A 26,509-nucleotide genomic window follows, 5' to 3' on the forward strand; every position below is an offset into this window, starting at 1 on the left:
GTTTCTCCGCCGGCCGATTCCCCGGAAGGGGCTCGCCCGGGTCAGCCGTTCTCGGACATCGCGGTCGACGGCGCCGTGGTCGCCGTGGTCGTGGAGCGCTGCACGGGACGCAGCTGCGGGGCGGGCCGGGCGGCCGGCGGCGCCGGCGCCGGTGAGACGGCCGTACGCGCGGCGGTCCCCGGTGCCGGGGCGGCCGAAGAGGCCGAGGGGAGCGGAGCGGCCGAACCGGCCGCCGGGTCGGGAGCGGCCGGGGCGGACGGCGAAGGCGACGACGCCGACGGCGACGGCGACGGCGGGACCGTGCCCGGCGGCGCGTCCTCCGGCGGGTCCAGCGGCCAGTACCCGTCACCCACCACGTCCGCGGGCCCGCCGGGCGCCGGTTCGCCGAGCGCGTCCTGCGCCTCACGCGCCTTCGGTGCGAGGAGCGGCGAGAAGTGCGGGTTCGTCCGCAGTGCCTCGTCGATGTGGCGCCGGGCGGGCCCGTAGTCCCCGAGGGCACGCTCGATCTCGCCCAGGTGGTACGAGAACAGTGCGCTGCGCAGCCCCTGGCCGGTGGCCACCTTCGCGAACGGCAGCGCGTCGTCCGGCCGGCCGGCCCGGTACAGCGCCCACCCCATCGCGTCGGCGACGTGCACATTGCGGTGGCCGCGCCGCCATTCGCCCTGGAGCCGGCGCACCGCGGCGGCCGGGTCCCCGTGGTCGGCCTCGTAGCGCGCCAGCACCAGGTCCCCGTCGACACCGTGCTCGCCGGCGCGGGTGACCTGCTTGCGCAGGAGCTCGTAGAGCGTGGCGGCGTCCCCGTTCAGCCCCATCGATTCGTACAGCTCGCCGGCCTCCAGCGCGTACTCGGGCAGCGGCAGCTTCGCCAGCGCCGACCGGTAGTCGTCCAGCGCCTCGTCCGTGCGGCCCAGCGCCGCCAGCGCACGCGCACGGCCCGCCAGCGAACGGTGGCTCTCGGGAACGGTCCTCAGCGCCTTGGTGAAGTGCTCCACGGCCTCCTCTGCCTCGCCCCGCTCCCAGGCCAGTTCACCCTCACGGTGCAGGGCGACGGCCTTCTCCGTGGGTGTCCGCGAGTTCGCGGTGGCGCCGTACGCCAGTGCCGCGGCGTCCTCGCGCCAGCCCTTGTTCCAGTAGATCCGCGCCTCGCGCCCCTGCACCTGGGGGCCGGTCTGCAGCTCGAGGAGCTTGTCCATGGCCTTGCCGGCGGCCGCGTACCTGCCGAGCCCGTTGTAGGCGTCGATCAGCGCCGGATACACCGCCCAGCGTTCCGGCTTCTGCTTCCTGGCGCTCTCCGCGTAGCCGCGGGCCCCGGCGAAGTCGTGCCGGGCGTTCGCCAGCTCGGCCATCCCCACCAGCGCGGCGACGTTGCCCTTGGCGGCCGGTACCGCCCGCAGCGACCGCTTCAGCGCCCGCTCGGCCTTCGGGTAGTACGCCGTCTCCCCGAGCCGCGTGCCCCGCTCCACGTACGCGGAGCCCAGCACCGCCCAGGACTCCTCGTCCCCCGGATGGTCGCGGACGAATCTCTCACGGTCGCGGATCAGCGCGTCCAGGTCGGAGAGCGAGGCCGGTGCGCCCGAACCGGCCGCGGTCATCGCCCTGGCCACCGGCCCGGGCGCGGGCGGCGGCGTGTCCTTCCCCCAACCGGGCGCGAGCACGATCACCCCGGTGACCAGTGTCGCGCCGACCAGCGTGCTGACAGCGGCGTTCTTCAGGGTTTCGCTCTTCATGGCGCTCACTGTGCGGCAGCGCACAGCCAATACGAAGAACACACTCTGACCCGCGGAGCGGAACGCAGACGGGTTCACACCGATGGCCCCCGGTGCGAGGCTTGGGATCATGGACGATCTCCTCGAGCGGCTGCGCGCCGGTCTCCCCGCGGAAGCCCTCATCACCGATCCGGACGTCACCGCGTCGTACGGCAACGACATGGCGAGCTTCTGCGCGGCGGGCACCCCCGCCGTCGTGGTCCTGCCGCGCTCCGTGGAACAGGTCCAGCACGTCATGCGCACCGCCACGGCACTACGGGTGCCGGTCGTGCCGCAGGGCGCCCGTACGGGCCTGTCGGGCGCGGCCAACGCCTCCGACGGCTGCATCGTGCTGTCGCTGACGAAGATGGACCGGATCCTCGAGATCAGCCCGGTCGACCGGATCGCCGTCGTCGAACCGGGCGTCGTCAACGCCGTGCTGTCGCGCGCGGTGGGCGAGCACGGCCTGTACTACCCGCCGGACCCCTCCAGCTGGGAGATGTGCACCATCGGCGGCAACATCGGCACCGCGTCCGGCGGCCTGTGCTGCGTGAAGTACGGGGTGACGGCCGAGTACGTCCTCGGCCTGACCGTGGTCCTCGCCGACGGACGGCTGCTGAAGACCGGCCGGCGCACCGCCAAGGGCGTCGCCGGATACGACCTCACCCGGCTGTTCGTCGGCTCGGAGGGCAGCCTCGGCATCGTCGTCGAAGCGGTCCTCGCGCTACGGCCCCAGCCGCCCGCGCAGCTCGTACTGGCCGCGGAGTTCCCCTCCGCGGCCGCCGCCTGCGACGCCGTCTGCGCGATCATGGAGCGCGGCCACACCCCCTCACTCCTCGAGATCATGGATCGCACCACCGTCCGGGCGGTCAACAAACTGGCCAACATGGGCCTCCCGGAGACCACGGAAGCCCTGCTCCTCGCCGCCTTCGACACCCCGGACCCCGGGGCCGACCTGGCCGCCGTCGGGACGCTGTGCGAGGCCGCGGGCGCGAGCGAGGTGGTGCCCGCGGACACCGTCGCCGAGTCCGAACTGCTGCTCCAGGCCCGCCGGATGTCGCTGACCGCCCTCGAGACGGTCAAGTCGGCGACGATGATCGACGACGTCTGCGTACCGCGTTCGAAGCTCGGGGCGATGATCGAGGGCACGGCCGCCATCGCGGAGAAGTACGACCTCACCATCGGCGTCTGCGCCCACGCCGGCGACGGCAACACCCATCCCGTCGTCTGCTTCGACCACCTCGACCCCGACGAGTCGCGGCGGGCCCGCGAGTCCTTCGACGAGATCATGGCGCTCGGTCTGGAACTGGGCGGCACCATCACCGGCGAACACGGCGTCGGCGTGCTCAAGAAGGAATGGCTGGCACGGGAACTCGGGCCGGTGAGCCTGGAGTTGCAGCGCGGCATCAAGCAGACCTTCGATCCGCTCGGCATCCTCAACCCGGGCAAGCTCTTCTGAACCGCGCCGCTCACGCGTCGCCGTCCTGCGGGTCGCCGGAGGAGCCGTGCGCCCGCAGTTCGTCGGTCCTGGCCGGTGCGAGGAGCGCGGCCAGGGCCTCGTCGATGCCGAGCGCCGCCGTCTCGGTCCCGGGCGGCACGACCCGCAGCGTCCGCTCCAGCCAGGCCGACACCGCCGATGACGGCGCCTCCAGCAGCGCGTCACCGTCGGGTGAACTCAGCGCCATGAGGATGACGCTGCGGCCGTCGTTCTTCGACGGCCAGACACGCACGTCGCCGGTGCCGCACGGCCGGAACACCCCTTCCACGAGCAGCTCCCGGGCGAACGTCCAGCTGACGGGGTGGCTGGAGCCGACGTGGAAGACGATGTGCACGGCATAGGGGTCGTCGGCGCGGTAGGCCAGCCGGGCGGGGACGGGGATGCTGCGCTCGGGCGACAGCACCAGGTTCAACTCGAGTTCGCGTTCCACCACCGTGTGCATGATCTCTTCCTTCCGTCACGCCTTCTCGGGCGGCCCGGTGAGTGGGCCTCACGGGAAGAGAGCGGCTACCCCCGATGGCATTACGCGACTTCCGCACATAACTTTCCGTGACATTCCTGTGACCTGAAAGTGGTCGTTACGGCAGGACCGGCCCAGGGGTGCGCGAGGGTCTGATAGATGTGGTCCCTCGAATTGAGGCATCGAAGAGATACGGGACCACGGTGATGAGCGCCCCAACCCCGGCAACCGGCGACGGCAGCCCCACACCCGGCTACTACCCGGACCCGTCCATTCCCGGATATGTCCGGTACTGGAACGGCGCGGCATGGGTTCCCGGTACGAGCAGGCCCGCCCCGAAGTCGGGCGAGGCGATGCCCGGCCCGCCCGCGTCGGCCGCCGCTTCCGCGCCCGCCGTGTCCGCCCAGCCCGCGCCTTCCGTGGAGGAGACCGGACCGGTCTTCCTCGACGAGGAGCCGTCGGACGAGCCCGCCCGCCCGGAGCCCGCCACCGCCTGGCAGGCCGACACCTCACGCCAGTCCGGTTTCGGCGGCGACCTCGACAACCGCGTCTCGTGGGGCGGCGATCCCCGTACGGCCGACCGGCCGGCCGCCGGTGACGCGCCGTCCGATCCGCGCCGTCCCGCCGCGGCCGCCCCGACGCCGGAGCCGTCCGCCGACCCGACCGGCGGCAGGCTGCCCGGCATGCGCTCCGCCGCGCCCCGGACCGGCCCCGCGGACGACGAGATCCCCGGCGGTGTCCGCCCCCTCGGCCCGTCCGCCACGGGCGAGCCGCCGGTGGACGGTACGGTCGCGATCCGCGCGCTCCGCCCCGGCGGCGCGGCGGGTTCTCCCGACCAGGCCCGGCCGGCCGCACAGGAGCCACCGGTCCGCCGCACCCCGAACCCTCAGCAGCCCGCGGAGAACACCGTCACCATCCGGGCCCAGCGACCGGGGCAGGCCGACGGCACGATGACGATGCGGGCGGTCGGCAGGCCCGCGGAGGCGGACCCCACCCGGCAGGACCCGTCCCGTCCCGCCCCGCAGTCCGCCGCCACCCCGCCGCAGGCGCAGCCGCAGGCCCAGCCCCAGCCTCTGCCTCAGCAGCAGGCGCCCGCGCAGCCCCAGCCGCCGGTCACCAGCAGCACCGGCGGTGGCGCCGCCTCCTGGCCGCAGCAGGTGCACCAGCTGGCGCAGACGTCGGCCCCCGCGGAGGGCGAGCCCGTCCTTCCGTGGAAGCCCCCCGTCAACGACCCGTTCCTCGCCGCCGCGCAGGCGCAGGCCGCCGCCCGGCCCGCCGGCCTCGGCAAGCGCCTGGCCGCCCGCCTGATCGACACGGTGCTGCTCGGCGCGCTCGTCGGCGCCGTGGCCGTCCCCGTCGTCGCACAGGCACGCGCACACATCGACGAGAAGATCGAGGCGGCGAAGCTCTCCGGAAGGACGGTGACCGTCTGGCTGGTCGACGGCACCACGGCGGGTCACCTCGGCATCGTCCTCGGCGCCCTGCTCGTCCTCGGCGTGCTGTACGAGTCACTGCCGACCGCCAAGTGGGGCCGGACGGTGGGCAAGAAGCTCTGCGGCCTCCAGGTCCTGGACATCGAGACCCATGAGCCGCCGACGTTCGGCGCCGCCCTGCGCCGCTGGCTCCTCTACAGCCTGCTCGGCGTCCTCGTCGTCGGGGTGCTCAACGTGCTCTGGTGCCTGTTCGACCGCCCGTGGCGGCAGTGCTGGCACGACAAGACGGCGCACACGTTCGTGACCGGCTGACCCGTCCGGCCGTACGGTTCCCGGGGGTCCCCCGAACGCCTGTGAGCCGTTGCGGGGCTCATGGGCCCGGGGTGCACTGCCCCCATGAGCAACGACCAGCCGCCGCCCGGACAGTCGCCCGACGACGATCCGTTCCGTAAGAAGCCACAGGAGCCGCAGGGGCCCCAGGAACCGGGCGGACCGACTCCGCCGTCCGGGGGCGCTCCCGGCTCCGGCGGCAGTTCGCCCTATGACTCTCCCCTGGGAGGGCCGGGCGGCACGGGCGGTCCGTACGGTGGCGAGCGGCCGCCTCCGTACGACGCGGGGGCCTACGGCGGCCCCTACGGTGGTGCGGACCCGCTCGCGGGCATGCCGCCGCTGGCGGGTTTCGGCAAACGGGTGCTGGCCCGGCTCATCGACATGATCATTGTTTTCGTGCCGCTGTTCCTCATCTCCCTGGCCTTCGGCGGCATCGAAGTGGCCACCGGCGGCGAGGACTGGGACGAGGTCACCGACCGGATGAACTCCGGGGAGCAGTGGCTGTGGTCGCTGATCTCCCTTGTGGCGTACGTCGGTTACGACACGCTCATGACGGCGAAGTACAACGGGCGGACCGTCGGCAAGAAGATCATGAAGCTGCGGGTCGCGATGCTCAACGACGGCCGGGTGCCGGACGTCGGCTCCTCACTTCTGCGCGCCCTCGTGCTCTGGGTGCCCGCGCTGGTGTGCTGCTACTGCATCTGGTGGCTCGTCATCATCATCACGGTGCTCGTCGACAAGCCCTACCGGCAGGGACTGCACGACAAGGCGGGCAAGACGGTCGTGGTCTCAGCGGCGCAGTGAGTGCTGGCCGACCCTGGCCTCCGCCCCGGCATGGGGGCGGGCCGCGGACGTGCCGGCCGTGAGGGGGTCGGAGGCGGGGGCCGCGGGCGGCGCGGCGGCCCGCGGCGGGGCGGCCCGGTGACGCAGGGACGGCGTGAGCGCGACCAGGAGTCCCAGGGCCAGTGAGGCGATGCCGATCGCGGCGACCGCCACGCCGTCGGTGGCGCGGGTCAGCAGCAGGAGGGCGACGGTCGAGAGGACGACGGTGGCCGAACCGTAGGCGAGCTGTGCGGCAGTCGGACGCGGCATGACGGTATCCGTCCTATGGACAGGGGCAGGGCCGGAGCCTTGGGGACAGTTCGCACTGACAGCAGACTCTACGACGGTGGATGCCCCCGGGGAACCGGCAGTAAGCGTGACCTAACGCACGGTGCCGGTGCATGGGGGGCGCACAGGGTCACTCGACCCGCCAAGTGGCGAAAAATGTGCGCCTCTTGTCCTGATTTCCCATCGTCCGCATACCGGGGCCCTGCACCCGCATAGTGTAGTTGGCCTGTCCAAGTCAAGGACTGTCTTTTCTTCCCCAACTCCGGTCGAATGTCGTCACTTGAGACGCGTATACCGCGCACGCGGACGACCCCACAACCCTGTCCGCAGCAGCGACGGAACGCGGGGGAGGACACCATCAAGTGACCAGCAAGCGACGGACGTTCAGAGCGTCCGCGGTGCTCGTGGCCCTTGCCGCGACGACCGCGACCGCATCGGCGTTCACCAGTGCGCAGGCCGACGGCCAGAAGCCGGCGGACCCTGCGGGCATCGAGCGGCACGACCCGGCACCGCACAAGGGCCATGTCGAGCACGACCTCGAGGGTCCCTTCAGCAAGCAGCAGGAGGAGCAGCGACAGGCCGCCCTCGAGCAGGTCATATCCGGCGACGCCACCGTGCAGCAGCGCGGCGGCTCCAAGGTCGTCAAGCTCGACGACAAGAAGTACGTCGAGCTCGCCCGGGAGAAGACCGAGAAGATCTTCACCATCCTCGTGGAGTTCGGCGACAAGGTCGACGACACGACGATGTTCGACCCGGACGGCGCCGACGGCCCCAAGCCGCCGGTGAAGAAGTACGGCGGCACGCCCGGCCCGCTGCACAACCAGATCGCGGAGCCGGACAGGTCGAAGGACAACTCGACCGCCTGGCAGGCCGATTACAACCAGGAGCACTTCCAGGACCTGTACTTCGGCACCGGCAAGGACGAGAACGGGCAGCCGAAGCAGTCGCTGAAGACCTACTACGAGAAGACCTCGTCCGGCCGTTACTCGGTCGACGGCGCCGTCTCCGACTGGGTCAAGGTCGACTACAACGAGGCCCGCTACGGCTCCAACTACTGCGGTCAGACCAACTGCGCCAACGTCTGGGACACGGTCAGGGACGGCGTGACCGCCTGGGCCGCCGACCAGAAGGCCAAGGGCAAGACCGACGCGGAGATCAAGGCGCAGCTGGCCGAGTACGACCAGTGGGACCGCTACGACTTCGACGCCGACGGCAACTTCAACGAGGCCGACGGCTACATCGACCACTTCCAGATCGTCCACGCGGGCGAGGACGAGTCGGCGGGCGGCGGCGCCGAGGGCACCAACGCCCTGTGGGCCCACCGCTGGTACGCGTACGGCACCGACGCCGGCAAGACCGGCCCGGAGAACAACAAGTCCGGCGGCACCCAGATCGGCAACACCGGCATCTGGGTCGGCGACTACACCATGCAGCCCGAGAACGGCGGCCTCGGTGTCTTCGCCCACGAGTACGGTCACGACCTCGGTCTGCCGGACCACTACGACACCTCCGGCGGCGGCGAGAACTCGACCGGCTACTGGACCCTGATGTCGGCCGGCTCCTGGCTCGGCACCGGCAAGGACTCCATCGGCGACCTCCCCGGCGACATGACCGCCTGGGACAAGCTGCAGCTGGGCTGGCTCAACTACGAGACGGCCAAGGCCGCGACGAAGTCGACCCACACCCTCGGCGTGTCGGCGTACAACACCGACAAGCCGCAGGCGCTCGTCGTCGAGCTGCCGAAGAAGCCCGTCACCACGACTGTCGTGAAGCCCTCCGAGGGCTCCAAGCAGTGGTGGAGCGACATGGGTGACGACCTCAAGAACACTCTGTCCCGTTCGGTGGACCTCACCGGCAAGTCGTCCGCTTCGCTGGAGCTCGACGGCTGGTGGGACATCGAGGCCGACTACGACTACCTCTACGCGGAGGTCTCGACGGACGGCGGCGCCAACTGGACGCCGGTGGACGGCACGGCCGACGGCAAGGCGATCACCCGTGACGCGGGCGACAAGCCGGCGCTGACCGGCCCGTCCGAGGGTCACAAGAAGCTCGTCTACGCGCTGGACGCCTACGCGGGCCAGAAGGTCGACGTCCGCTTCCGCTACCAGACGGACGGCGGCGTGGCGGGCAAGGGCTTCACGGCCGACGCCATCACGATCAAGGCCGACGGCGCCCCCGTCTTCTCGGACAACGCCGAGGGCGAGGTCGACGGCTGGACCGCGAAGGGCTTCAACCGCATCGGTGAGTCCTTCACGCTCGAGTACGAGCAGTACTACATCGCCGAGAACCGCCAGTACGTGTCGTACGACCAGACTCTCGAGGTCGGCCCGTACAACTTCGGTTTCAAGGCGCCGCGCGACAACTGGGTCGAGCACTACCCCTACCAGAACGGTCTGATGATCTGGCAGTGGGACACCTCCCAGAAGGACAACAACACCAGCGCCCACCACGGCCAGGGTCTGATCCTTCCGGTTGACGCGCACGCCAAGCCGCTGAAGTGGTCCGACGGCACGGTGCTGCGCAACAAGATCCAGACGTTCGACTCGACGTTCAGCCGGTACCGCACGGACAGCTTCTGGCTGCACAACGCGGACAAGCCGCACTGGATCGCGTCCCAGCGGGGCAACCCGGTCTTCGACGACCGCAAGGGCGTCTACTGGTACCCGGAGAACCCGACGGGCAGCGTCAAGGTAACTGACACCAACACCAAGATCTCGATCGTCAAGGAGCCGCTGAGCGGCCGGACGATCACCATCAATGTTGGTCCGTCGACCAAGTAATCCGTAACACCCCAGGTCAAAGCATGATCGGCCGTCGCCCTCTAGCGGGCGGCGGCCGATCGTGTTTAGGTGCGTCTGACCGAGGTTCTTATTGACAGTGACTCACGGGGGAGTGGTTCCGCATGCCCGGCGGAGGTTTCTGCAAGTTGCCAGGCGGCAGCGTCGTCGTCGCGATCAGCCTGCCGAGTCCGGCCGGGGGCGGCGCGACGGTCCGCTTCCTGGTCCACGCGGCGAACCGCGCCAGGGCGCTGACCCGGCTGCGGAATCTCGGGTTCAGGGCGGTGTACCTGCGGGGGAACGCGGAGCCGCCGACACCGGACGAGATCACGGCGGTCCTGCACCATCCGGACGGGCTGCTGTGGCGTCCTGACCAGAACGCGGGCGCGGAGCTCTGGCACCCGGCCCGAGCCCTTCTCCGTCCGGCCCGCCCGGCGTAGCGCGCCGCCGGTGCGCTTTCCGTGACCGGTGGCTTCCCTCCGTGCGGGGCCGCTCACGGCCGCCGGCCGTGAGCGCTGCCCCGGCCGGCCGGGGCTGCGGGCCGTGCCCCGGCCTCACACCACCGGCTTGCCCGACAGTTCGACGCCCGCCCCGCGCATCTCCTCCAGCGCCCGTGCCGTCGAGTCCGCCGACACTCCCGCCGTCAGCCCCAGCAGGACGTTCGTCCGGAAGCCCTCCCGCGCGGCGTCCAGCGCGGTCGCCCGCACGCAGTGGTCGGTCGCGATGCCGACGACGTCCACCTCGGTGACGTCGCGGGCGCGCAGCCACTCCGCCAGGGTCGTGCCGTTCTCGTCCGTCCCCTCGAAGCCGCTGTACGCCGCCGCGTACGCGCCCTTGTCGAAGACGGCGGAGATCGCGCCGGAAGCGACGGCCGGGGCGAAGTTCGGGTGGAAGCCCACGCCCTCCGTGCCGGCCACGCAGTGCGGCGGCCAGGAGCGTGCGAAGTCCGGGTGGTCGGAGAAGTGGTCGCCCGGCTCGACGTGGTGGTCGCGGGTGGCGACCACATGGCGGTAGCCGGGCTGGGCGTGGCCGATCAGGTCGGTGATGGCGGCCGCGACATCGGCACCTCCCGCCACCGCGAGGCTGCCGCCCTCGCAGAAGTCGTTCTGAACGTCGACGACGATCAAGGCGCGGTGCATGGCGGGTGTCCTTCGGTGGGATGGCGGAGTAGCGGACGGAAGGGGCGGACGAGCGGCACGTGACCGCCGGCGCACAGAACCAGTGGCGAACAGAACTACTGAGCGTAGACACTCGCCACGCCGTACGGGAGGGGCTTGCCGCCCGCTGGGCGGGTCGTCGTGCTCCCTGCCCCTTTACGGGTGGTTCATTCCGGACGGCTCACACGTACTCGGTCGGGATGACCGCCTCGCCGCGCGAGAGCTGGATGGCCGACATCGGCAGGCCCTCCCGTGCCGCGGTGTGCCGGGCGCGCGCCGCGTCCAGCGGCTCGCGGGCGACGACGTCGCCGCCCTTGACCAGCTCCACCAGCAGCTGCCGCTCCGCGAGCTCCGCGGGCACCTCGCCGACGCCGACGACCTCGGCCTCCGCGATCCCCTCGGCGTCGAGACGGCGCGCGGCCCACTTGCGGCCGCCGACCGACATCTTGCCGCCCAGGGACTTCTTGGCGACCGGCTCGAGCGGCGCCCCGGGGTCCGTGGACCGGGCGCGGGCGACGAGCTTGTAGACCATCGAGCAGGTGGGGTGGCCGCTGCCGGTGACCAGCTGGGTGCCGACGCCGTAGGCGTCGACCGGCGCGGCGGCCAGGGAGGCGATCGCGTACTCGTCGAGGTCGGAAGTGACGACGATCTTGGTGTCGACGGCCCCGAGCTCGTCCAGCTGCTGGCGCACCCGGTGCGCGACGAGCAGCAGGTCGCCGGAGTCGATGCGGACGGCGCCGAGCTCGGGACCGGCGATGTCGACGGCCGTGCGGACGGCCTCGGCCACGTCGTAGGTGTCGACCAGCAGCGTCGTCCCCCGTCCGAGTGAGTCGACCTGTGCCTGGAACGCGCCGCGTTCGCTGTCGTGCAGCAGGGTGAAGGCGTGCGCGCTGGTGCCGACGGTGGGGATGGCGTAGCGGAAGCCGGCCGCCAGGTCGGACGTGGAGTCGAAGCCGCCGACGTACGCGGCGCGCGCCGCGGCGACCGCCGACAGTTCGTGGGTGCGGCGCGCGCCCATCTCGATGAGCCGGCGTCCGCCCGCGGCGGCCGACATCCGTGAGGCCGCGGCGGCGATCGCGGAGTCGTGGTTGAGGATCGAGAGGATCACGGTCTCCAGCAGCACGCACTCGGCGAAGGTGCCCTCGACCCGGATGATCGGCGAACCGGGGAAGTACACCTCACCCTCGGGGTAGCCCCAGATGTCGCCGCTGAAGCGGTAGCGGGAGAGCCACTGGAGCGTGGGCTCGTCGACGATGTGCTGCTCCCGCAGGAAGCCGAGGACGCCCGCGTCGAAGCGGAAGTTCTCCACGGCGTCCAGGACGCGGCCGGTCCCGGCGACCACGCCGTAGCGGCGGCCCTCGGGCAGGCGTCGGGTGAATACCTCGAAGACGGACCGCCGCTCGGCCGTGCCGGCCTTCAGCGCCGCCTGCAGCATCGTGAACTCGTACTGATCGGTGAAGAGCGCGGTCGACGGCACGTCCACCGGCAGCCCAAGGTCTGCTGTGTTCATGACGCTGATGCTAGCGCACATCTCGTCAATCTGACGAGATGTGGTTCCGACGGGCCGGGGGGCGTTTGTGCGATACGGCCTCCCGGGTGGCAGCATGGGTTGAGTGACTATGCCCGTAGAGATCGAACGACCGGAGTCGGCGGAGGAGGCGCACGCCGTCCCCGAGCCCGATGTGCCCTGGGTGACTCTGGTGCACAACGACCCGGTCAATCTGATGAGCTACGTCACCTACGTCTTCCAGGCCTATTTCGGCTACTCGAAGGACAAGGCGCACAAGCTGATGCTCGACGTCCATCACAAGGGGCGCGCCGTCGTCTCCAGCGGTACCCGCGAGGAGATGGAGCGTGACGTGCAGGCGATGCACGGATACGGACTGTGGGCCACGCTCACCCAGGACCGCGGCTGATGAGCTCTCACTTCGAGCCGCGCGGCGGCGGCGGGGCCGCGGTCGCCCTGGACGAGGTCGAGATCGCGATCCTGCGCTCCCTCGCCGTCCAGCTCCTCGAGCTCATCGGGCCGGGCGACGAGCCGGCCGAGGGGGCGGACCCGCTGGCGGCCCTCTTCGCGGAGGGGCCGAGCGAGCCCCCGTCCGACCCCGCGCTCGCGCGCCTGTTCCCCGAGGCCTACGCCGATCCGGAGGCCGGGACCCCCGACGAGGAGCTGAGGGCCGCCTCCTCCGAGTTCCGGCGGTTCACCGAGAACGACCTGCGCACGCGTAAACGCGAGGACGCCCTCGCCGTCGTGCGCAGCCTCGACGCCCTCACTCCGGCGGGTGACGGCGGTGCGGTGCTGGAGCTGTCGGCCGACGACTGCCTGCACTGGCTCGGCGCCCTCAACGACCTGCGGCTGACCATCGGCACCCGTCTCGACGTCGGCGACGAGGACGAGAACGAGGACCTCTACCGCCTTCCGGACTCCGACCCGCGCAAGCCGATGGTCATGGCGTACCTGTGGCTCGGCGCCCTCCAGGAGACGCTCGTCGAGACCTTGATGCCCTGAGCGGTCCGTTCGCTCAACGGAGTCTCAAATCCGGATAACGATCCCGTCAATGGATCGTCACCGTTCCTCACCCGGCGCGCCATTTGTCTGTATTTCCGTGTGGCCTGCACCACTTTCCATCGCGGGGATCACCGTTGCGGGCGTGATAGATCTTCACGACCGCTCGGGGAACGCCACCCCTGTCTCCCGAGTGCGCCCCGTCCGGCCGACCGCCGGAGGCACTCCATCCATATCCGGGGGGATCAGGACCTGATCCGCGGCCGCTCGACGCAGCGGGAGCGGATCGGCATGGAGAAAGGCGCATCACCATGACCTCGGTGCAGGTCGACAATCACACCGGCGACGAGGCCGGGGGCAACACTTCGCAAGAGGGCTACGAGCGCGGACTCGGCAGCCGTCAGGTCCAGATGATCGCCATCGGCGGTGCCATCGGCGTGGGCCTGTTCATGGGAGCCGGCGCGAACATCGCCAAGGCCGGACCCAGCATCATCCTGATGTACGCCCTCGCCGGCGTCGTCATCTTCTTCATCATGCGAGCGCTCGGCGAGCTGCTCCTGTACCGGCCCGTCTCCGGCTCCTTCGCCGAGTACGCACGGGAGTTCCTCGGCCCGTTCTTCGGTTTCGTCACCGGCTGGACGTACTGGCTGATGTGGATCGTCACCGGCATGGCCGAGCTCACCGCGGCGGCCATCTACATCCACTTCTGGTTCCCCGAGATCCCGCAATGGGTCAGCGCACTGGTCTTCCTGGTCGTGCTCTTCGGCGTCAACCTGATCTCGGTGAAGATCTTCGGCGAGGTCGAGTTCTGGTTCTCGATGGTCAAGGTCACCGCGATCATCGGCATGATCGTGATCGGCCTCGGTGTCCTCACCCTCGGCTTCTCCGACGCCGGTGACACCGCCTCCGTCTCCAACCTCTGGTCCTACGACGGCGTCTTCCCCAACGGCATCGGCTCCAGCCTGATGACCCTGCAGGGCGTCATGTTCGCCTACCTCGCCGTCGAGCTCGTCGGTGTGACCGCGGGCGAGTCGGAGAACCCGGAGAAGACCCTCCCCAAGGCGATCAACACGCTGCCCTGGCGCATCATCATCTTCTACGTCGGCGCCCTGATCGTGATCCTCTCCGTCGTGAAGTGGACCGAGTTCTCCGCCGGCGAGAGCCCCTTCGTGCACGCATTCGAGAAGATCGGCATCCCGCTCGCCGCTGGCATCGTCAACTTCGTCGTGCTCACCGCGGCCCTGTCGTCCTGCAACTCCGGCATGTACTCCACCGGCCGGATGCTGCGCGACCTCGCCTCCAACGGCGAGGCCCCGCAGGCGCTCGGCAAGCTCAACAGCCGCCGCACCCCGGCGGTCGGCATCGCGGTCTCCGTCACCCTCATGGGCATCGGCGTGGTCCTCAACTACATCGTCCCGGAGAAGGCCTTCGGCTATGTGGTGTCCGTCGCCACCGCGGCCGGCATCTGGACCTGGATGATGATCCTCGTCAGCCACATCCGCTACCGCTCCGCGGTGGACGCGGGACGGCTGCGCGCCTCGTCCTTCCCGGCCCCGGGCGGCGCGGTCTTCAGCTGGGTCGCCCTGCTCTTCCTGATCGGCGTGACCGGCATGGTCGCGTTCGACGAGGCGGGCCGGATCTCCCTGTACGTCGCCGCCGTCTGGGCCCTGGGCCTCGCCGTCGGCTGGCAGATGCTGAAGCGGAAGAACCCGCGGATCGCCGAGCGGAAGCAGCGGGAGTACGCGGCCGCGTCCGACTGACGACGGCGCTGTCCACCGCCTGTCTCACCTGATGGCCTCCGGATCTCGGATCCGGAGGCCGTCTGCCTATCCTGTGGCTCATGCTGACCATCACCCAGGCCCTCTTCGACCAGATCGTCGCCCACGCCCGCGAGGACCACCCCGACGAGGCCTGCGGCGTCGTCGCCGGACCGGAGGGCTCCGGCCGCCCCGAGCGCTTCATCCCGATGCTGAACGCGGCCCGTTCGCCCACGTTCTACGAGTTCGACTCGGGCGATCTGCTCAAGCTCTACCGCGAGCTGGACGACCGGGACGAGGAGCCCGTGATCATCTACCACTCGCACACCGCGACCGAGGCGTACCCGTCCCGCACCGACGTCAGCTACGCCAACGAGCCCGGGGCCCACTACGTCCTGGTCTCCACGGCGGACACCGACGACGCCGGGCCCTTCCAGTTCCGCTCGTTCCGCATCGTGGACGGCGAGATCACCGAAGAGGACGTGAAGGTCGTCGAGGCGTACTGAGCCCACGCCGCGGGCGCCCGACAAGCAGGTCCCGCCGCGCCGCGCACCCTTGGCGCAGGGCGGGACGATCTCCCCTCCGGGCGCCCCGGTCCGCATCCTGAGCGGACATCGTCCATCATGCGAGATCACACTCCGGGGAGCGGACGGGGAATCGATACGATGAGCGCATGGTTCCCCATGACGTGAGCGACAAGACGCCGAGCACTCTGCTGCTCGTGGCGCGGCTGCACGTCGACCTGTGCCGCCTCGCCAGTGCGATGTGTACGGCCGCGCCCTGTCGTTCCCACGGCACAGCCTGACGGAACAGCGCACTCCAGCCACACCCCCTCGCGCGGGGGCCACAGCCGCGCGCCCCTACGCCACCTTCCACAACAGGAGCCCACGTCATGGCCATCGAGGTCCGCATCCCGACCATCCTCCGCACCTACACCGGCGGCGCCAAGGCCGTCGAGGGCAACGGGGACACCCTCGCCGAGCTCTTCGCCGACCTCGAGTCCCGCCACAACGGCATCCAGGAGCGCATCGTCGAGGGCGAGCAGCTGCGCCGTTTCGTGAACGTCTACCTGAACGACGAGGACGTCCGCTTCCTCGACGGCATCTCCACCAAGCTCACCGACGGCGACAGCGTCACGATCCTGCCGGCCGTCGCCGGCGGCATGGTCTGATCGCTGATGCGATACGACTCCCCGCTCGCGGCCGTGGGCAACACGCCGCTGGTCCGGCTCCCGCGGCTGTCGCCCTCCGACGACGTCCGGATCTGGGCCAAGCTCGAGGACCGCAACCCCACCGGCTCGATCAAGGACCGCCCCGCGCTCCACATGATCGAGCAGGCGGAGAAGGACGGCCGTCTCACCCCCGGCTGCACCATCCTCGAGCCCACCAGCGGCAACACCGGCATCTCCCTGGCGATGGCGGCCAGGCTCAAGGGCTACAGCATCGTCTGCGTCATGCCGGAGAACACCTCCCAGGAACGGCGTGACCTGCTGAAGATGTGGGGGGCCGAGATCGTCCCGTCCCCCGCCGCCGGCGGCTCCAACACCGCCGTACGCGTCGCCAAGGAGCTCGCCGGGCAGAACCCGTCGTGGGTGATGCTCTACCAGTACGGAAACCCGGACAACGCGGGCGCCCACTACGCCACCACCGGCCCGGAGATCCTCGCCGACCTGCCGTCCGTCACCCACTTCGTGGCCGGCCTCGGCACCACCGGAACCCTCATGGGCGTCGGACGCTTCCTGCGCGAGAACAAGCCCGACGTGAAGATCGTCGCCGCGGAACCGCGCTACGACGACCTCGTCTACGGCCTGCGCAACCTCGACGAGGGCTTCGTCCCCGAGCTGTACGACGCCTCCGTGCTGACCACCCGCTTCTCGGTCGGCTCCGCGGACGCGGTCACCCGCACCCGCGAACTGCTCCAGCAGGAGGGCATCTTCGCGGGCGTCTCCACGGGCGCCGCCCTGCACGCGGCGATCGGCGTCGGGAAGAAGGCCGTCAAGGCGGGGGAGTCCGCGGACATCGTGTTCGTGGTCGCCGACGGCGGATGGAAGTACCTTTCGACGGGCGTCTACACCGCGGAGACGACCGAAGCGGCGATCGAGACGCTGCAGGGCCAGCTCTGGGCGTGACCACGGCCCGGCAGAGGTCGGCCAGGGGCACGGAGGGCTGAACACCCGAAGACCGTGAGCGGTCACAACTTCATACGAACCAGGCGATGTCACCCCTCGTTCCCGACCCGGGACGGGGGGTGACGTTACCCACAACACGGGGCGGCTGAGGAGCGACCGGCCGTTTCGCGCCTTACGCTCGACGCACCGCACGACCTTCCCCCAGCCCTCCCCGTCAACGGAGGTTCCAGCTCCATGAAGCTCACCGTCGTCGGCTGCTCCGGGTCGTTCCCGTCCGCGGAATCGGCCTGCTCGAGCTACCTCGTAGAGGCCGACGGCTTCCGGCTGCTCCTCGACATGGGCAACGGCGCCCTCGGAGAGTTGCAGCGCCACTGTGGTCTCTACGATCTCGACGCCATCTTCCTCAGCCACCTCCACGCGGACCACTGCATCGACATGTGCGGGTACTTCGTGGCCCGCTACTACCGCCACGACGGCGGCCGCTGCGCACCCATCCCGGTCCACGGCCCCGAGGGCACCGAGCAGCGTCTGACCACGGCCTACGCCGACACGCCCTCCGCCTCCTCCATGAGCGAGGTGTTCGACTTCCACACCCTGAAGCCGGGGCACTTCGAGATCGGCCCCTTCTCCGTCTTCACGGAGAAGCTGGCGCATCCCGTCGAGGCGTACGGCATCCGGCTGGAGCACGGCGGCAGGACCCTGACGTACTCGGGCGACACCGGTGTGTGCGACGCGCTCGACGACCTCGCCGCGGGTGCGGACCTCTTCCTCTGCGAGGCGTCCTTCACGCACGGCAAGGAGGACATCCCGGACCTCCACCTCAACGGCCGTGAGGCCGGGGCCTACGCCCGGCGCGCGAACGCGGGCCGGCTGGTCCTGACCCACATCCCGCCGTGGACGGACCCCGGGCAGACGCTGCGCGACGCCCGCGCCGTGTACGACGGTCCGACGGACGTCGCACGGCCCGGCGCGGTCTACGAGATCTGAGGGCCACCGGGCACCGGCTCCACCGGGCACCGGCTCGGCCGGCTCCATGTCCCACCGGCTCCACGGCCCCACGGCGCATCTGGATCCACCGGCGCTTCCGGCCCCACCGGCGTCCACCCGCAACGGCGAAAGCCCCTGTCCTCCCGGCGGAGGACAGGGGCTTTCGCCGTGGTGACGCGAGACCTACTTCGCCTCGGCCTTCTCCATCTCGGCGAGCTCCTCGTCGGACTCCCGGCCCGGCGTCGGGAGGTTGAACTTGGTGATGGCGAAGCGGAAGACCACGTAGTAGACCGCTCCGAAGACCAGGCCGATGGGGATGATCATCCATGGGCTCGACGCCTTGCTCCAGCCCAGCCCCAGGTCGATCAGGCCGGCCGAGAAGGTGAAGCCGGCGTGCACACCGAGCGCCCAGGTGACGGCCATCGACACGGCCGTGAGGACCGCGTGGATCGCGTACAGCAGCGGCGCGATGAACATGAACGAGAACTCGATCGGCTCGGTGACACCGGTCACGAAGGAGGTCAGCGCGAGGGAGACCATCATGCCGGTGACCGCCTTGCGGCGCTCGGGCCGTGCGGAGTGCGCGATGGCGAGGGCGGCGGCCGGGAGGCCGAACATCATGATCGGGAAGAAGCCGGTCATGAACAGGCCGGCCTCCGGGTCGCCCGCGAAGAAGCGGTTCAGGTCGCCGTGGACGATCTCGCCGGCGGCGTTGGTGAAGTCGCCGATCTGGAACCACGCCACCGTGTTGACGAACTGGTGCATGCCGATGGGGATCAACGCGCGGTTGATGAGGCCGAAGAGGCCCGCGCCCGCGGCCCCGAGCCCGGTCATCCACTCGCCGAAGTTGGAGATGACCTCGCCGATCGGCTCCCACACGAGGCCGAAGAAGACACCCACGATCACGCCGACGAAGGCCATGATGATCGGCACGAGCCGGCGGCCGTTGAAGAAGCCGAGCCAGTCGACCAGCTTGGTGCGGTGGTACCGCTGCCACAGCAGCGCCGCGAGCAGGCCCATCACGATGCCACCGAGAACACCCGGGTTGTTGTACGTCGCGGCGACGTCGACACCGTTGTTCTCGGTCGTGTTCACGACGGCCTCGGTGACCGGGAAGGCCTTGAGGACGTTGTTGTAGACCAGGAAGCCGACCAGGGCGGCGAGGGCAGTCGAACCGTCGGACTTCTTGGCGAAGCCGATCGCCACGCCTATGCAGAAGAGCAGCGGCAGGTTGGCGAAGACGGCGTCACCGGCGGTGGCGAACACGGAGGCGACCTTGTCCCAGCCGAGACCGTCCTTGCCGAACACGTCCGGCTGGCCGAGGCGCAGCAGGATGCCGGCCGCGGGCAGTACCGCGATCGGCAGCTGCAGGCTGCGTCCCACCTTCTGCAGGCCCTGGAACAGGCCCGCACCCCGCTTCTTGGCGGGCGGCGCCGTAGCGGCGGTAGCCGTAGTCATAACTTCCTCCAGTGGGCAAGGCGCCGCCAGAGGTCGTGACTTCGGGGGAGGGCGGCGTCTCAACGGGGAATGCGGGCCCGTGGTCTGGACCGCATGGTCTACACCATTGAGTGGTGTAGACCTGTTGTAGCACGGTGAGGGTTAGATAAGGAACCTGCGAATTTTCCGGACCCGATAACGATCCGGTCAATGCGCACGAAAAGGCCCCCGGGGCCCGAGCCCCGAAGGCCTTCCTGCCTGGTCGGCGGCCCCTACTTGGTCGCCTCGCGGTCCATTTCCTCCTGGATCTCCTCCGGCTCACGCCCAGGTGTAGGAATGTTGAACAAAGTGATCACCAGCCGGAAGACCACGTAGTAGACCACCGCGAACCCGGCGCCGATCGGCAGGATCAGCCACGGCTTTGTGTCCAGGTGCCAGTTGACGACGTAGTCGATCAGGCCCGCGGAGAAGCTGAAGCCCGCGTGCACCCCCAGCGCCCAGGTGATCGCCATCGACGCCCCGGTCAGCAGCGCGTGCAGACCGTAGAGCAGCGGCGCCACGAACATGAAGGAGAACTCGATCGGCTCCGTCACACCCGTCACGAACGAAGTCAGGCCGACCGAGAACATCAGACCGGCCACGCGCTTGCGGTGCTCCGGGCGCGCGCAGTGGGTGATCGCCAGGGCGGCCGCCGGAAGGCCGAACATCATGATCGGGAAGAAGCCCGACATGAACAGCCCCGCATCCGGGTCCCCGGCGAAGAAGCGGGTCAGGTCACCCTGGACCACCGTGCCGTCCTCGCTCCGGTACTCGCCCGCCTGGAACCAGAAGAACGTGTTCAGGAACTGGTGCATGCCGATCGGGATGAGCAGCCGGTTCGCGACTCCGAAGATGCCCGCGCCCCAGGCGCCGAGGTCGATCAGCCGCTTCGAGAAGGCCGTCAGCGCGTCGCCGACCGGGTCCCACAGCAGGCCGAACAGCACGCCCAGCACGCAGCAGATGAACGCCATCATGATCGGGACGAGCCGGCGCCCGTTGAAGAAGCCCAGCCAGTCCACCAGCCGCGTGCGGTGGTACCGCTGCCAGACCACGGCCGTCAGCAGACCGATCAGGATGCCGCCGAGCACCCCCGGGTTCTGCGGGGTGCCGTCCGGCATCGCCTCCGTCACCGTGCCGTCGACGGGGAAGGCCTTGAGGACGTTGTAGTAGACGAGGAAGCCCGCCACCGCCGCGAGTGCGGTGGAACCGTCGGCCTTCTTCGCGAACCCGATCGCGACGCCGATGCAGAACAGCAGGGGCAGACCCAGACTGCCGTCGAGGATGCCGCCCCCGCCCTTGATCAGGACCTCGGAGGTCCGCTCCCAGAACGGGCCGTCCAGCGAGGCGCCGAAGAGATTGCCGAGGCTGACCAGCAGACCCGCCGCGGGCAGCACGGCGACCGGGAGCTGCAGGCTGCGGCCGATCTTCTGAAGCCCCTGGAACAGGCCGTTCCACCATTTCCGCCGCGGCGCGGCCGCGCTCTCGGTGCTCATCGGCGTCCTCCCGGAACAGGCCTGGTTTGGCAGCTGTTGCAGACTGGTGTAGACCAGTCGCGATACGGTCCTGGGGCCCGGTCGCGAGACAGGGCACCGGTGATCGTCATCTTTCGATACAAGACGGTTACTCGCCCGTGAAGATGGGCCAACCGTGCGTTACCGTGACAACCCGGACCTACGGTGGGCCGAGGCGGTGGGCCGGGCGCTCAACGCTCCGAACGCAGGGAGAAAGACATGGCCAGCAAGGCTGAGAAGATCGTCGCCGGGCTCGGCGGCATCGACAACATCGAGGAGATCGAGGGCTGCATCACCCGCCTCCGCACCGAGGTCGCGGACCCCAGCCTTGTCGACGAAGCCGCCCTCAAGGCCGCCGGCGCCCACGGCGTCGTCAAGATGGGCACCGCCGTCCAGGTCGTCATCGGCACCGACGCCGACCCGATCGCCGCCGACATCGAAGACATGATGTGACCTGAGCGGACACCGACGCACGAGGGGCCTGATCGCGACACCGCGAACAGGCCCCTCACCCATCTGCCGATAGGCTCGGCGCCATGTCTCGAATCGACGGCCGCACCCCCGAACAGCTCCGCCCCGTCACCATCGAACGCGGATGGAGCAAGCACGCCGAGGGCTCCGTCCTCATCTCCTTCGGAGACACCAAGGTCTTCTGCACCGCCTCCTTCACCGAAGGCGTCCCCCGCTGGCGCAAGGGCAGCGGCGAAGGCTGGGTCACCTCCGAGTACTCGATGCTGCCCCGCTCCACCAACACCCGCGGCGACCGCGAGTCCGTACGCGGCAAGATCGGCGGCCGCACCCACGAGATCAGCCGCCTCATCGGCCGCTCCCTGCGAGCCGTCATCGACTACAAGGCCCTCGGCGAGAACACCGTCGTCCTCGACTGCGACGTCCTCCAGGCCGACGGCGGCACCCGCACCGCCGCCATCACCGGTGCCTACGTGGCCCTCGCCGACGCCATCGCCTGGGCCCAGGCCAAAAAGATCGTCAAGCCCGGCCGCAAGCCCCTCACCGGCACCGTCGCCGCCGTCAGCGTCGGCATCGTCGACGGCACCCCCCTCCTCGACCTCTGCTACGAGGAGGACGTCCGCGCCGAGACCGACATGAACGTCGTCTGCACCGGCGACGGCCGCTTCGTCGAGGTCCAGGGCACCGCGGAGGCCGAGCCCTTCGACCGCAAGGAACTCAACGCACTCCTCGACCTCGCCACCGGAGGCTGCGCCGACCTCGCCGCCCTCCAGGCCGAGGCGCTCGGACAGAGCACCCCGTAACCGCCGGCGGCGACCGCCGTGGACAGCCGCCGCCGCGGGTGTACCGGGCCGGCAGCCACCGCCAGGCAGAAGCCGCAAGGTAAAGAAGCAACCAAGAAGCCCCCACGGGGCGTCGTAGTCGATACGGGCGCACGGGCCGAACCGTGCGCCCGTCCGTATCCGGGGAGGACCGTCCGAATGTCTGCGCGCCGCCGCATCGCACTCACCATCGCCGCCGCTGCCCTCATCGTGCCCGCAGCCGTAGGCTGCAGCGCCCTCGACAAGGCACTCGACTGCGTCGAGACGGCCGACGCCATCGCCACCAGCGTCAGCAAACTCCAAGAGGCCGTCTCCAGCGCCACGGAGGACCCGACCAAGGCCCGCGAGGCGCTCGACGACATCGACCGCGAACTCAAGAACCTCGGCGACAAGACCGACAACGCCGACCTCACCAAGGCCGTCGACGACCTCGGCACCGGCGTCGACAACGTCCGCAAGTCCATCGAGAACGGCGACGCCACCCCCGACATCACCCCCGTCACCGACGCGGCCACCGAGATCGGCAAGGTCTGCACCCCCGGGTGACCCCGATAATCGGGACATGACCCGACTGATCCTCGCCACACGCAACGCCGGAAAGATCACCGAACTCAGGGCCATCCTCGCCGACGCGGGCGTCACCCACGAACTCGTCGGCGCGGACGCCTACCCGGAGATCCCGGACGTCAAGGAGACCGGCGTCACCTTCGCCGAGAACGCCCTCCTCAAGGCGCACGCCCTCGCCAAGGCCACCGGCCTGCCCGCCGTCGCCGACGACTCCGGCCTCTGCGTCGACGTCCTCGGCGGCGCGCCCGGCATCTTCTCCGCACGATGGTCCGGCCGCCACGGCGACGATCAGGCGAACCTCGAACTGCTCCTCGCGCAGCTCCTCGACATCGACACCCCCCACCGCGCCGCCCACTTCGCGTGCGCGGCCGCCCTCGCCCTCCCCGACGGCACGGAACGCGTCGTGGAAGGCCGCCTCCGGGGCACCCTGCGCCGCTCCCCTCACGGCACGAACGGCTTCGGCTACGACCCGATCCTCCAGCCGGAGGGCGAGAGCCGCACCTGCGCGGAACTGACCCCGGAGGAGAAGAACGCGATCAGCCACCGGGGGAAGGCGTTCCGGGCGCTGGTGCCGGTGGTGAAGGAACTGCTGGGCTGAGCCCAAGAGAACGGCCTGCGAATCGATGCTTCGATTCGCAGGCCATTCGCGGTGCGGCGGAAGGGATTCGAACCCTCAAGCCCCGTCAGGGGCCACAGATCCTAAGTCTGCTGTGTCGCCATTGCACCACCGCCGCTAGCTGCCCGTCATGCTACCGGGACGGGTCCGCGGCTTGTGAAGGTGGCCCGTGAAGAGTCGGGCGTCGAGCTCCACCCCGGCACCAGGTGCCGGTGATCGCATGACAGTTGGGGCACAGCAGTCGGAGGTTCTCCCGTCTGTCGTCCCCGGGGACGCCGTTGATGTGATCGACCTCGAGTGTCATCGGCTTGCCACGCCAGACCGGCCCTGTGCCACAGCGGGCGCACCGTTCTGGAACTCCGATGTCCAGGAGTGCGCGCCGCAGAATGCCCGTTCGGGTCCGGCCGCTCTGTTCGCGCTTGACCAGGATCTCGTCGGCATGGAGGCGGGCGGTCGGGCCGGGCTTCCCCCGTTGATGAGCCTGTCCCAGGAAATGATCAGTGGAGATGCCCTCCTCTGCGACCCAACGGCGCAGCAGGGCACGCTGGCCACCGTTGTCCCGTCGGCCCAGAAGACGTAGTGCCTCTGCGAAGGATATGGAGGAGCTGACCGCGTGTCGCAACTCAGCGGTGGCAGGGCGTGATTGACGTCTCCGCGTCGAGAAGTGCGAGATATCGATGGCGAAGTGGGCGAAGCGCTTCATGAGGTATCGGTCGAGCTTCGCGTACGGTGACGTGCCGAGGAAGGCGATGACTTCGTCGATGTTGCTGCACCGCAGTGCCGCCTCGCTCAACAGCTCGCGGGTATAGGCCATTCGAGAGGTCATCGTGGCTGCCTGTCGGCCCTGTGCGGCCTGCGTTTTCGCCCCCTGTATGTGTCGGTGGACGAGTGACAGTTCGGGCAGAGCAGACGAAGATTGTCCAGCCGGTTGTTCCGCCAGTCCCCATCGATGTGGTCCACCTCGAGGGGCAGCGGACAGCCCTGCCAGGCTCCGTCGAGGCCGCACAGTGCACACGACCGGGCCACCCCCGACTCCGCGAGCGCGCGCTTGAGCAACTGGTTCGACGTGCGCTTCGTCTCGTCCGTAGGCTTCCTGACCAGAATTTCGGCAGCGGACCGGCGGCGGCTGTTGGTTCGCATGCGCTCCGTGCGTGCCCGTGACTCGAAGTGCGACGTGTCGATGCCCAATGCGCGGATGCGGCGACTGATGTGGGTGTGCTGACCTCCCAGAACGTCAAGGCCGAGGGCGCGAAGCACCTGGCACATGTTGGTCGACTCCTTGACAGCGGCGTCGAGGAGCTCGCGGCTCCATCGATGCCCTTCGCGCTCGAAGTGCGATGTCGAGACCCCGAGGCGGCGGAGTCGGCCCCGTAGGTACGCCCGGCGTGCCTTGTTCTTCGGGTCCACCCCCAGCTTCTCCAGCGCCTCGCTCAGTGTCCGTGACGATCTCGCCGCCCCGGTCAGTCGCTCCCGGGTGTACGGACTCGCCGGCATCGTCCCCTCCGTCCCGGCCGCGCGTTCGCGGCCCGTACGGAGTAACGAACCGACTATCGGGCGGTCACGGCCGAAAAGCGGACCGCCCGTCCCGCTGGTCGGCGGGACGGGCCGTTCGGTGGGAGGTCAGAACTTCGGCTCCGGGGCCGCGGCCAGGACCATTTCGGCGGCCTCCTCCTTCGAGGACACCGACGGCGGGGAGCCGTCCAGCGGCTTCTGGGCCGTCTCCTTCATGCACGCCACCGCGATCACACCGACCAGCGCCGCCGCCATCGCGTAGTACGCCGGCATCAGGTTGTTGTCGGTCGCGCTGATGAGCGCCGTGACGACGAGCGGCGTGGTGCCGCCGAAGAGGGAGGCGGAGAGGTTGTAGCCGACCGACAGGGAGCCGTACCGGACGTGCGTCGGGAAGAGCGCCGGGAGGGCCGCGGACATCGTGCCCAGCAGGCAGACCAGGGACAGGCCGAGCATCAGCATGCCGGCCGTCATCGCGAGGACGCTGCCCTGGCCGATCAGCAGGAAGGCCGGGGCCGACAGGAGGAGGAAGCCGAGCATGCCGGTCATCAGCAGGGGCTTGCGGCCGTAGCGGTCGTTCAGGCGGCCCACCTGGTTGATGATCGCCATCAGGAAGACCATGACGCCGATCAGGATGAGCAGGCCGTGCGTCTCGCTGTAGCCGAGCTCGTCGGACAGGTACGTCGGCATGTACGACAGCAGCATGTAGTCGGTGATGTTGTACGCGCCGACGAGGGCGATGCACAGGATCAGCGTCGGCCAGTACGTGCGGAAGATGTCGGCGAGGTCGCCCTTGGCCGTCGTCTCGACGGCGTCGGCGGCTTCCGGGGCGTGCGCGGACTCCGCTTCGAGCTTCTGGAAGGCAGGGGTCTCGTCGAGCTTCAGCCGCAGGTAGACACCGATCAGGCCCAGTGGCGCGGCGACGAGGAAGGGCAGCCGCCAGCCCCAGGCCTCCATGGCGTCGCTGCCGAGCAGTGCCGTGAGGAGGGTGACCAGGCCGGCCGCGCCGACGTAGCCGGCGAGCGTGCCGAGTTCGAGGAAGCTGCCGAAGAAGCCGCGTCGCTTGTCGGGGGCGTACTCGGCGATGAAGGTGGACGCGCCGCCGTATTCGCCGCCGGTGGAGAAGCCCTGCACGAGGCGGAAGAGGATCAGCAGGGCGGGCGCCCAGAATCCGATGCTGGCGTACGAGGGGATCAGGCCGATGGCGCCCGTGCCGATCGCCATGAGGATCATCGTCGCGGCGAGCACCTTCTTGCGGCCGATCTTGTCACCGAGAGGGCCGAAGACCATGCCGCCGAGCGGGCGAACGAGGAAGGCGACGGCGAAGGTCGCGAAGGAGGAGAGCAGCTGGACCGTGTCGTTCTCGGAGGGGAAGAAGACATGGCCGATGGTGACGGCCAGGTAGCTGTAGATCCCGAAGTCGAACCACTCCATGGCGTTGCCGAGCGAGGCGGCTTTCACCGCTCGCCTGACCGCGGCTTCGTCGGTGACCGTGATGTCGGTCCGCCGCAGTTTCGGGTTCCTCCGCTGCTTGATCGTGCGGAAGAGTACGGGGTGGCGTTTGATCGCTGCGGGATCGGCCGCTGGTTCCTGGCCGTTTTCCGCCATGACCTGGTTCCTTTCCTTGACTCCTCTTCCAAGAGCATCGTCTGC

27 protein-coding genes and 1 tRNA gene are annotated in these 26,509 nt (G+C 69.8%); 17 read left to right on the forward strand and 11 right to left on the reverse strand.

What is annotated here, in order from left to right; all coding sequences use genetic code 11:
* Positions 1–41: 41 nt before the first annotated feature.
* Positions 42–1,727, reverse strand: a complete 1,686-nt coding sequence (locus SPRI_RS22910) for a tetratricopeptide repeat protein (RefSeq protein ID WP_063805357.1) — start codon at positions 1,725–1,727, stop codon at positions 42–44.
* A 109-nt stretch (positions 1,728–1,836) separates the two neighbouring features.
* On the opposite strand from SPRI_RS22910, the gene SPRI_RS22915 reads away from it, so the two are divergent.
* Entirely contained in the window at positions 1,837–3,204 is a 1,368-nt protein-coding gene (locus SPRI_RS22915) for an FAD-binding oxidoreductase (RefSeq protein WP_005316990.1), read from the forward strand.
* A gap of 10 nt (positions 3,205–3,214) precedes the next feature.
* Here SPRI_RS22915 and SPRI_RS22920 read toward each other — a convergent pair whose 3' ends face one another.
* Entirely contained in the window at positions 3,215–3,685 is a 471-nt protein-coding gene (locus SPRI_RS22920) for an SsgA family sporulation/cell division regulator (protein WP_005316991.1), read from the reverse strand.
* 224 nt (positions 3,686–3,909) lie between these two features.
* Between SPRI_RS22920 and SPRI_RS22925 the strand changes: the two genes are divergently transcribed.
* Together SPRI_RS22925 and SPRI_RS22930 are read left to right on the forward strand one after the other, a co-directional pair.
* On the forward strand, positions 3,910–5,448 hold the full coding sequence (locus SPRI_RS22925; protein WP_037774544.1) for an RDD family protein: 1,539 nt from the start codon (positions 3,910–3,912) through the stop codon (positions 5,446–5,448).
* A gap of 84 nt (positions 5,449–5,532) precedes the next feature.
* Positions 5,533–6,270, forward strand: coding sequence for an RDD family protein (locus SPRI_RS22930; RefSeq protein ID WP_005316993.1), 738 nt, complete (start codon positions 5,533–5,535; stop codon positions 6,268–6,270).
* Here SPRI_RS22930 and SPRI_RS22935 read toward each other — a convergent pair.
* Positions 6,256–6,558, reverse strand: coding sequence for a hypothetical protein (locus SPRI_RS22935; RefSeq protein ID WP_005316994.1), 303 nt, complete (start codon positions 6,556–6,558; stop codon positions 6,256–6,258). The two genes, SPRI_RS22930 and SPRI_RS22935, sit on opposite strands and share 15 nt — an antisense overlap.
* A 380-nt stretch (positions 6,559–6,938) precedes the next feature.
* Here SPRI_RS22935 and SPRI_RS22940 point away from each other — a divergent pair, with 380 nt between their 5' ends.
* A complete protein-coding gene (locus tag SPRI_RS22940) occupies positions 6,939–9,356 on the forward strand; it encodes an immune inhibitor A domain-containing protein (protein WP_005316996.1) in 2,418 nt (805 codons plus the stop codon).
* A 122-nt stretch (positions 9,357–9,478) separates the two neighbouring features.
* The gene (locus tag SPRI_RS22945) at positions 9,479–9,793 is read left to right on the forward strand and encodes a hypothetical protein (RefSeq protein WP_005316997.1); all 315 of its coding nucleotides are present in this window, start codon (positions 9,479–9,481) and stop codon (positions 9,791–9,793) included.
* 114 nt (positions 9,794–9,907) lie between these two features.
* Here the strand turns inward: SPRI_RS22945 and SPRI_RS22950 are convergent, their stop codons facing one another.
* Positions 9,908–10,492 carry an isochorismatase family protein gene (locus SPRI_RS22950; RefSeq protein ID WP_005316998.1) on the reverse strand — a complete coding sequence of 195 codons (585 nt, stop codon included), beginning with the start codon at positions 10,490–10,492 and terminating at the stop codon, positions 9,908–9,910.
* Positions 10,493–10,691: 199 nt separating this feature from the next.
* On the reverse strand, positions 10,692–12,020 hold the full coding sequence (locus SPRI_RS22955) for a nicotinate phosphoribosyltransferase (RefSeq protein WP_005317000.1): 1,329 nt from the start codon (positions 12,018–12,020) through the stop codon (positions 10,692–10,694).
* 109 nt (positions 12,021–12,129) lie between these two features.
* Between SPRI_RS22955 and clpS the strand changes: the two genes are divergently transcribed.
* The 8 genes from clpS to SPRI_RS22990 all read left to right on the forward strand — a co-directional run bounded on the left by clpS (position 12,130) and on the right by SPRI_RS22990 (position 17,888).
* Positions 12,130–12,426 (forward strand): ATP-dependent Clp protease adapter ClpS, encoded by a 297-nt coding sequence (clpS, locus tag SPRI_RS22960; RefSeq protein ID WP_037774545.1) that lies wholly within the window; start codon positions 12,130–12,132, stop codon positions 12,424–12,426.
* Positions 12,426–13,019 (forward strand): DUF2017 domain-containing protein, encoded by a 594-nt coding sequence (locus SPRI_RS22965; protein ID WP_037774547.1) that lies wholly within the window; start codon positions 12,426–12,428, stop codon positions 13,017–13,019. Before clpS ends, SPRI_RS22965 begins: the two co-directional genes overlap by 1 nt.
* Positions 13,020–13,327: 308 nt before the next feature.
* Positions 13,328–14,776, forward strand: coding sequence for an amino acid permease (locus SPRI_RS22970; protein WP_005317008.1), 1,449 nt, complete (start codon positions 13,328–13,330; stop codon positions 14,774–14,776).
* 80 nt (positions 14,777–14,856) lie between these two features.
* Positions 14,857–15,279 carry a M67 family metallopeptidase gene (locus SPRI_RS22975; RefSeq protein ID WP_005317009.1) on the forward strand — a complete coding sequence of 141 codons (423 nt, stop codon included), beginning with the start codon at positions 14,857–14,859 and terminating at the stop codon, positions 15,277–15,279.
* 167 nt (positions 15,280–15,446) lie between these two features.
* Positions 15,447–15,578, forward strand: coding sequence for a putative leader peptide (locus tag SPRI_RS39450; RefSeq protein ID WP_307706644.1), 132 nt, complete (start codon positions 15,447–15,449; stop codon positions 15,576–15,578).
* Positions 15,579–15,665: 87 nt separating this feature from the next.
* Positions 15,666–15,944, forward strand: a complete 279-nt coding sequence (locus SPRI_RS22980) for a MoaD/ThiS family protein (protein ID WP_005317011.1) — start codon at positions 15,666–15,668, stop codon at positions 15,942–15,944.
* A gap of 6 nt (positions 15,945–15,950) precedes the next feature.
* A complete protein-coding gene (locus SPRI_RS22985; protein ID WP_005317013.1) occupies positions 15,951–16,901 on the forward strand; it encodes a PLP-dependent cysteine synthase family protein in 951 nt (316 codons plus the stop codon).
* Positions 16,902–17,135: 234 nt separating this feature from the next.
* Complete coding sequence (locus SPRI_RS22990; protein WP_005317015.1) at positions 17,136–17,888, forward strand: MBL fold metallo-hydrolase; 753 nt, start codon at positions 17,136–17,138, stop codon at positions 17,886–17,888.
* Positions 17,889–18,071: 183 nt separating this feature from the next.
* Here the strand turns inward: SPRI_RS22990 and SPRI_RS22995 are convergent, their stop codons facing one another.
* Together SPRI_RS22995 and SPRI_RS23000 are read right to left on the reverse strand one after the other, a co-directional pair.
* Positions 18,072–19,346, reverse strand: a complete 1,275-nt coding sequence (locus SPRI_RS22995; protein ID WP_053557251.1) for a PTS transporter subunit EIIC — start codon at positions 19,344–19,346, stop codon at positions 18,072–18,074.
* Positions 19,347–19,597: 251 nt separating this feature from the next.
* Positions 19,598–20,857, reverse strand: coding sequence for a PTS transporter subunit EIIC (locus SPRI_RS23000; RefSeq protein ID WP_053557252.1), 1,260 nt, complete (start codon positions 20,855–20,857; stop codon positions 19,598–19,600).
* A 183-nt stretch (positions 20,858–21,040) separates the two neighbouring features.
* On the opposite strand from SPRI_RS23000, the gene SPRI_RS23005 reads away from it, so the two are divergent.
* The 4 genes from SPRI_RS23005 (at position 21,041) to rdgB (ending at position 23,329) form a co-directional block, all read left to right on the forward strand.
* The gene (locus tag SPRI_RS23005; protein WP_078535335.1) at positions 21,041–21,328 is read left to right on the forward strand and encodes a glucose PTS transporter subunit EIIB; all 288 of its coding nucleotides are present in this window, start codon (positions 21,041–21,043) and stop codon (positions 21,326–21,328) included.
* A gap of 83 nt (positions 21,329–21,411) precedes the next feature.
* The gene (gene rph, locus SPRI_RS23010) at positions 21,412–22,146 is read left to right on the forward strand and encodes a ribonuclease PH (protein ID WP_005317026.1); all 735 of its coding nucleotides are present in this window, start codon (positions 21,412–21,414) and stop codon (positions 22,144–22,146) included.
* A 177-nt stretch (positions 22,147–22,323) separates the two neighbouring features.
* Positions 22,324–22,710, forward strand: coding sequence for a hypothetical protein (locus SPRI_RS23015; RefSeq protein ID WP_037774548.1), 387 nt, complete (start codon positions 22,324–22,326; stop codon positions 22,708–22,710).
* A gap of 16 nt (positions 22,711–22,726) precedes the next feature.
* A complete protein-coding gene (gene rdgB, locus SPRI_RS23020) occupies positions 22,727–23,329 on the forward strand; it encodes an RdgB/HAM1 family non-canonical purine NTP pyrophosphatase (RefSeq protein ID WP_005317029.1) in 603 nt (200 codons plus the stop codon).
* A 52-nt stretch (positions 23,330–23,381) separates the two neighbouring features.
* Here the strand turns inward: rdgB and SPRI_RS23025 are convergent.
* The 4 genes from SPRI_RS23025 to proP all read right to left on the reverse strand — a co-directional run bounded on the left by SPRI_RS23025 (position 23,382) and on the right by proP (position 26,464).
* A tRNA-Leu gene (locus tag SPRI_RS23025) sits at positions 23,382–23,465 on the reverse strand.
* A gap of 15 nt (positions 23,466–23,480) precedes the next feature.
* Positions 23,481–24,161, reverse strand: a complete 681-nt coding sequence (locus SPRI_RS37350; RefSeq protein WP_005317030.1) for an HNH endonuclease — start codon at positions 24,159–24,161, stop codon at positions 23,481–23,483.
* Between the two features lie 8 nt (positions 24,162–24,169).
* The gene (locus SPRI_RS23035) at positions 24,170–24,841 is read right to left on the reverse strand and encodes an HNH endonuclease signature motif containing protein (RefSeq protein WP_005317032.1); all 672 of its coding nucleotides are present in this window, start codon (positions 24,839–24,841) and stop codon (positions 24,170–24,172) included.
* Positions 24,842–24,967: 126 nt separating this feature from the next.
* Positions 24,968–26,464 (reverse strand): glycine betaine/L-proline transporter ProP, encoded by a 1,497-nt coding sequence (gene proP, locus SPRI_RS23040; RefSeq protein ID WP_005317033.1) that lies wholly within the window; start codon positions 26,462–26,464, stop codon positions 24,968–24,970.
* Between the last annotated feature and the right edge of the window lie 45 nt (positions 26,465–26,509).

This window comes from Streptomyces pristinaespiralis, assembly GCF_001278075.1.
Classification (GTDB): domain Bacteria; phylum Actinomycetota; class Actinomycetes; order Streptomycetales; family Streptomycetaceae; genus Streptomyces; species Streptomyces pristinaespiralis.

Bases quoted from the DNA above. Each gene is read 5' to 3' on its own strand.
- SPRI_RS22910 (WP_063805357.1), bottom strand. From the start codon at position 1,727: ATGAAGAGCGAAACCCTGAAGAACGCCGCTGTCAGCACGCTGGTCGGC.
- SPRI_RS22935 (WP_005316994.1), bottom strand. From the start codon at position 6,558: ATGCCGCGTCCGACTGCCGCACAGCTCGCCTACGGTTCGGCCACCGTC.
- SPRI_RS22995 (WP_053557251.1), bottom strand. From the start codon at position 19,346: ATGACTACGGCTACCGCCGCTACGGCGCCGCCCGCCAAGAAGCGGGGT.
- SPRI_RS22970 (WP_005317008.1), top strand. From the start codon at position 13,328: ATGACCTCGGTGCAGGTCGACAATCACACCGGCGACGAGGCCGGGGGC.
- SPRI_RS22985 (WP_005317013.1), top strand. From the start codon at position 15,951: ATGCGATACGACTCCCCGCTCGCGGCCGTGGGCAACACGCCGCTGGTC.
- SPRI_RS23015 (WP_037774548.1), top strand. From the start codon at position 22,324: ATGTCTGCGCGCCGCCGCATCGCACTCACCATCGCCGCCGCTGCCCTC.
- SPRI_RS22925 (WP_037774544.1), top strand. From the start codon at position 3,910: ATGAGCGCCCCAACCCCGGCAACCGGCGACGGCAGCCCCACACCCGGC.
- SPRI_RS23035 (WP_005317032.1), bottom strand. From the start codon at position 24,841: ATGCCGGCGAGTCCGTACACCCGGGAGCGACTGACCGGGGCGGCGAGA.
- rph (WP_005317026.1), top strand. From the start codon at position 21,412: ATGTCTCGAATCGACGGCCGCACCCCCGAACAGCTCCGCCCCGTCACC.
- SPRI_RS22920 (WP_005316991.1), bottom strand. From the start codon at position 3,685: ATGCACACGGTGGTGGAACGCGAACTCGAGTTGAACCTGGTGCTGTCG.
- SPRI_RS22990 (WP_005317015.1), top strand. From the start codon at position 17,136: ATGAAGCTCACCGTCGTCGGCTGCTCCGGGTCGTTCCCGTCCGCGGAA.
- clpS (WP_037774545.1), top strand. From the start codon at position 12,130: ATGCCCGTAGAGATCGAACGACCGGAGTCGGCGGAGGAGGCGCACGCC.
- SPRI_RS22965 (WP_037774547.1), top strand. From the start codon at position 12,426: ATGAGCTCTCACTTCGAGCCGCGCGGCGGCGGCGGGGCCGCGGTCGCC.
- SPRI_RS39450 (WP_307706644.1), top strand. From the start codon at position 15,447: ATGGTTCCCCATGACGTGAGCGACAAGACGCCGAGCACTCTGCTGCTC.
- SPRI_RS22915 (WP_005316990.1), top strand. From the start codon at position 1,837: ATGGACGATCTCCTCGAGCGGCTGCGCGCCGGTCTCCCCGCGGAAGCC.
- SPRI_RS22930 (WP_005316993.1), top strand. From the start codon at position 5,533: ATGAGCAACGACCAGCCGCCGCCCGGACAGTCGCCCGACGACGATCCG.
- SPRI_RS22950 (WP_005316998.1), bottom strand. From the start codon at position 10,492: ATGCACCGCGCCTTGATCGTCGTCGACGTTCAGAACGACTTCTGCGAG.
- SPRI_RS22975 (WP_005317009.1), top strand. From the start codon at position 14,857: ATGCTGACCATCACCCAGGCCCTCTTCGACCAGATCGTCGCCCACGCC.
- SPRI_RS22980 (WP_005317011.1), top strand. From the start codon at position 15,666: ATGGCCATCGAGGTCCGCATCCCGACCATCCTCCGCACCTACACCGGC.
- SPRI_RS23000 (WP_053557252.1), bottom strand. From the start codon at position 20,857: ATGAGCACCGAGAGCGCGGCCGCGCCGCGGCGGAAATGGTGGAACGGC.
- SPRI_RS22945 (WP_005316997.1), top strand. From the start codon at position 9,479: ATGCCCGGCGGAGGTTTCTGCAAGTTGCCAGGCGGCAGCGTCGTCGTC.
- SPRI_RS22955 (WP_005317000.1), bottom strand. From the start codon at position 12,020: ATGAACACAGCAGACCTTGGGCTGCCGGTGGACGTGCCGTCGACCGCG.
- proP (WP_005317033.1), bottom strand. From the start codon at position 26,464: ATGGCGGAAAACGGCCAGGAACCAGCGGCCGATCCCGCAGCGATCAAA.
- rdgB (WP_005317029.1), top strand. From the start codon at position 22,727: ATGACCCGACTGATCCTCGCCACACGCAACGCCGGAAAGATCACCGAA.
- SPRI_RS37350 (WP_005317030.1), bottom strand. From the start codon at position 24,161: ATGGCCTATACCCGCGAGCTGTTGAGCGAGGCGGCACTGCGGTGCAGC.